This window comes from uncultured Corynebacterium sp., assembly GCF_902782855.1.
Taxonomy (GTDB): Bacteria; Actinomycetota; Actinomycetes; order Mycobacteriales; family Mycobacteriaceae; genus Corynebacterium.
The window spans coordinates 1-4,874 of the sequence record NZ_CACZOO010000246.1 but is presented as its reverse complement, the minus strand read 5'-3'; the positions used below and the strand labels follow the sequence as shown (position 1 = coordinate 4,874).

General features: G+C 72.3%; 3 protein-coding genes. 2 read left to right on the top strand and 1 reads right to left on the bottom strand.

Annotated elements, in window-relative coordinates; genetic code table 11:
* A partial coding sequence (locus tag QZV72_RS10095; protein WP_297008102.1) for an alpha-(1->3)-arabinofuranosyltransferase family protein occupies nt 1-3,280 on the top strand: 3,280 nt, incomplete at its 5' end.
* On the opposite strand, the gene QZV72_RS10090 is transcribed toward QZV72_RS10095, so the two are convergent.
* Nucleotides 3,163-4,422, bottom strand: a complete 1,260-nt coding sequence (locus QZV72_RS10090) for an acyltransferase (protein ID WP_297008100.1) — start codon at nt 4,420-4,422, stop codon at nt 3,163-3,165. The genes QZV72_RS10095 and QZV72_RS10090 overlap by 118 nt on opposite strands.
* Before the next feature lie 54 nt (nt 4,423-4,476).
* Here QZV72_RS10090 and QZV72_RS10085 point away from each other — a divergent pair.
* A partial coding sequence (locus QZV72_RS10085) for a porin PorA family protein (RefSeq protein ID WP_297008098.1) occupies nt 4,477-4,874 on the top strand: 398 nt, incomplete at its 3' end.

The window sequence follows — 4,874 nt, the reverse complement described above, 5'->3', positions numbered from 1 at the left end:
CACCGGCTCCCGGGGTTCCCGGCTGGTCGCCGCGGTGCTCTACGCATGCTCCCCCCGGATCCTCACCACCCTCGGCGCGATCTCCTCGGAGGCGTGGCCGGTTGCGCTGGCACCGTGGATCCTGTTACCGGTGGTGCGGATCCTGCGGTCGTGCGCCCCCGACCGGACGCCGTCGACCCGGGAGGCCGCCACCGCAGCCTGTTCCTCGGCGGTGGCGGTGCTCTGCCTGGGGGCGGTGAACGCCGTCGCCTCTCTGGCTGCCGTCCTGCCCGCGGTGATCTGGTGGGTCGTCGCCGGGGCCTGCGCGCGGACGAGGGAACGGCGCCGCACCGCATGGCGCTTCCTGATGTGGTGGGCACCTGCCGGCGTCCTCGCGTGCTTCTGGTGGATCGGGCCGCTGCTCGTCCTCGGCAGGTACTCCCCGCCGTTCACCGACTACATCGAGTCCGCCGGGATCACCACCCACTGGTTCAGCCTCGGTGAGGTGCTGCGCGGCACCACCAGCTGGACGCCCTACCTCTCTGACGAGCGGCAGGCCGGCGCCGCCCTGGTCGGTGAACCGGTGTTCGTCGCCGCGACGCTGATCCTCGCCGTCCTCGGGTTGGTCGGGCTGTGCGGCGTCTCCCGGGCACGGCTGCCGTACCGGCGGGTGTGGCTGATCATGCTCGCCGTCGGGCTGCTCGTCTTCGGTGTCGCCGGCCCGTTCTCCCCGGTGCATGACGCCGCCCGGTCCTTCCTCGACGGCGTCGGCGCCCCGCTGCGCAACCTCCACAAGTTCGACACCCTGGTCCGTCTGCCGCTGGTCGTCGGTGTCGCCCATGTGCTGGGCCGGGTGACCTGGCCGGGGTGGGCGCGGTGGAGCCGCTGGGCGCACCCGGAGAGACACCGCCCGGTGGTCGTCGTCACCGCTGTCGGACTGCTCCTCGCCACCCTCACCGCCCCGGCATGGTCCGCCCGACTGGTGCCCGTCGACGGGTACCGCTCCGTCCCCGACTACTGGGCGGACGCCGCGGCCTGGCTCAACGATCCCTCCCACGATGCCGCGTCCACCCGCACGATGGTCCTGCCACGGGCCGCGTCAGCCCGCCAGAGCTGGGGCAACACCCGTGATGAGCCGGCCCAGGCGCTGCTCGACGTGCCCTGGGTGGTCCGGGACGCCGTACCGCTGGTGCCGCCTGAGGCGATCCGCGGGATCGACGGGGTGCAACGCGAGTTCGACACCGGGGCCGCCTCACCCTCGCTGGCGGCGGCGCTGGTACAGCAGGGGATCGGGTATCTGCTGGTCAGGTCCGATCTGACCCGGGTGGCGGACACCCCGGGGGCTCGACCGGTGCTGCGCACCCTGCGCAGTTCCCCGGGGTTCACCGAGGAGGCGTCCTTCGGCGACGGTGAGGTGCGGATCTTCCGGGTCGGCGGTGGTGACGGCGTCGAACCGACCACTGCCGCCCGCACCGTGCACGTCGCTGACCTCGACGTCGTCGCCGGCGGCCCGGAGGTGCTGCCCAGGCTCGCCGCCGCCGACGGAGGAGTACCCCGGGACCGCATCCTCACCGGGGACACCCCGGAGGCAGGGGACGCCGCGGCGGCCGGCCCCGTCACCGTCACCGACACCCCCGCCCTGCGCGAACACTCCTACGGCACCGTCACCTCGGCGGACTCCGCCGTACGGGCGGAGGACGACCCCTGGCGCGGGCTGAACCCGGTGCACGACTACCCGGTCACCGGGGAGCAGACCCACGTCCGTGAGACCGGTGGACGCCTGACCGCCAGTTCCTCCGCCGATGACCCCACCTCATTCGGTGGGGCGGAGACCCTCTCGTCGGTCTCCGCAGCCGTCGACGGTGACCCGACGACCGCCTGGTACCCTGCGTCCGGCTCCCCGGTGAACCAGACCCTCACGGTCCTCCCGGAGCAGCCCGCCCACCAGCTGCGCCTCACCGCCCGCGCCCAGGGCACCGCGTTGCGTCTGCAGGTCACGACCCGGCTCGACGGGAGGACCGTGGCGTCGTCCACCGTGCAGGTACCGGTCGGCCGGGAGAAGTCCTTCACCCTCCCCCCGGGGGACGCCGACCAGGTCGACCTGCGCATCACCGGCGCCTTCGGCCGGGCGGGGCTCAGCGAGTTCTCCCTCACCACCCCCGACGGCACCGATGTGACACCCCGACGTGACATCGTGGTCCCCACTCCGGAAGGGCGCGTGGTCGGCCGCTGGGTGCTCGGCCAGGAGATCCCCGAGGGCACGATGCGCCGCACCGTCACGGTGCCCGGCACACCGGGTTCGACCATGACCGTACGGGTGGCGACCGCGGACTGCGGCGCGGTGACCACCGTCGACGGGACAGTTGTGGCGTGCGGGCGGACGCTGGACCTGACGGCCGGGGAGCACACGGTCCACAGCGGCGCCCGGTGGGTCGAACTGGTGAACACCGCTGCGGCAGCCGACCCGGCGGCCACAGGCGCGACAGCCGCCACAGCACAGACCTCCGACGACCGGATCGTGTACACCCCCACCTCGGTCAATCCCGGACGCGCCGGCCACCTGACCGTCGACGGCACGTCCGTGTCGCTCACGCCGGTGACGGTCAACGGCTGGTCCCAGGGTTGGCTGGTGCCGGCCGCCCTGGCGCCGGACCTGTCGGACGCCGAGCTCGCCGCCGCGGTGACCGTGGACTTCTCCGCGACCACCGTCTACCGAGTCTGGCTGGTGGCCGGGGCGGCGGCCGCGGCCCTGTTGCTCGGGGTGTGGGCGCTGCTGCTGTGTGGCGGCCGGAGCGGCCGGGGTGGCCGGGGCACAGTCGGCAGCACGCGACCCGAGGTCGGTTCTGTGGTCGCCGGACCATCCTCAGGTCGCGGGATGCCGACAGGTCGGACGCCGCACCCCACCCGACTGTGCCGCCTGGCGGCCACCGGCGCCTGGGCGGGGGTCAGCTGGGTGCTCGCCGGCATCCCCGGCATCCTCGCGGCGGCGGTGACGTTCGGCGCCCTCCGGTACGGTCCGCGCGTGTGGTCAGGCGTCAGACCACCGTGGATCCTCCTCGCGTCCGGTGGCCTGGCGACCCTCCTGTTCACCCGCGGCCCGTGGGGCACCGGTGGCCTCACCGACGGCTACGCCGGTGACTCCCCCGTCGTACAACTGTCGCTCGTCGTCTGCCTGACCTGCGTCTACCTGGCCTCCCCCACCTTCTCCGCCCCCTCCGCCTCCTCCGCACCTTTCACCGCTCCCCGCGACCCCCACCACCGCGAGACCGCCCGGCGCGCCGGATCCTCGACCAGTGCATAGCTCAACGCGGCAACCGGCACCGACAGGCCGACGGTCACCGCGAGGACCAGCAGCAGCACCGCGTAGCCGCCGGTGAACAGGCTGATGCCCAGCAACGGGAAGACCAGCGACAGGACCGCCATGTGCCACAGGAAGACCGAGTAGGACCAGCGTCCCAGCAGCTGCATCACCCGGCTCTCCAGGAACCGGGACCGTGGGGCCAGAGCCACAGGCACCACCAGGGTCGCGGCGAAGACCACCCCGCAGGTTGTGCGACGGAAGAACTCCGCCGGGCTCGCCGCGGTCAGCCCCTCCGGACCGTCGACCGAGGCGAGCACCAGTACGCCGGCCGCCAGAGCGACCCACAGCGGGCGGCGTCCTGCCCAGCGTCGGACCGTGTCCGGCCAGGTTCCGCGTGTCCCGGCGGCCCTGCCCGCCCCGGTCGTCCCGCCCACCTCCGCCAACCACCCCTCGGTCTCCGCGGCGAGCAGGCCGACGCAGAAGGAACCGAAGAATGCCCAGGGCATGATGTGCGGGTTGAGGTCGCCGGTCCGCGGACCGGCGAGGAAGGGCCACAGTGCACTGAGCACACCGACTGCCACGATGGCCACGACCCGGACCGCGCGACGTCGGCGGCCCACCACCAGCGCCAACAGTGGCATGGCCAGGTAGAGGAACATTTCCACACACAGTGACCAGAGGTGTGTCAGGCCACCGACCATGCCGTCGGGGACGTAGTTCTGCAGCAGCAGGAGGTTCGCCGCGATCTGGAGGACTCCCGGATCACCGGCGACGGGGAACAGGGCGACCACGACAACGACGAGCACCAGGTGGGCGGGCATGATCCGGCCGAGGCGCTTGACGTGGTAGTCCACCCATCGGCGGCGTCCGGCAGCCGAGAAACTGAAGTCCGACACGTGGCGACGCCACAGCAGGAACCCGGAGAGCGCGAAGAAGACGGGGACGAAGAAGTCGGTGCGCGCCATGATCCGGTTGACGACCGCACCGGTGTCGTTGCCGGTCTGGAAGGCGGCGTGGGTGAGGATGATGCCGAGCGCGGCGACGGCACGCAACCCCTCCAGGGCGGGGAGGAACGGAGGCCGTCCCCCCGCCTGCGGGGCTGGAGTGGGCGCCGGTGGCGGCTGCGGCGTGGAGGTCGACATGATCCCGGCCGATCCTACCCCCGGGTCGAGGTTTCTCCCGTTAAACTAGCCCGCATGAAGAAGGTTCTCTCCCATGCCCTGATCGTCATCGGTGCCGCGCTGATCGTCATCGCCGTCGCCCTGCCGGTCTACGTGCTGCCGAAGGGCAAGGTGATCCCGAAGGACATCGAGTCCTACACGGTCACCGATGAGACGGAGGGACGCCTCCTCGACGCCGCCGCCCTGGCCGCGGGCAGGCCTGTCGGGGACAATGCGCGGAAACCGGAGTGCCGTGGCGGGTCCCCCACCGTCTCCTGCTTCATCTGGCGGGACGTCCCCCTCCAGAACCAGCGCCACATCCTCGCCCAGGAACCGACCACCGACAAGGAGATCACCCTTGAGGCCGGGAACACCGTCTTCCGCACCGATCTGCCGGAGCCGCAGAACCTCGTCGCCGCGACGGTCGACCGGGT

What these genes read in the sequence shown, in the direction of transcription:
- QZV72_RS10090 (WP_297008100.1), bottom strand. Translation starts at nt 4,422, where the DNA reads ATGTCGACCTCCACGCCGCAGCCGCCACCGGCGCCCACTCCAGCCCCG.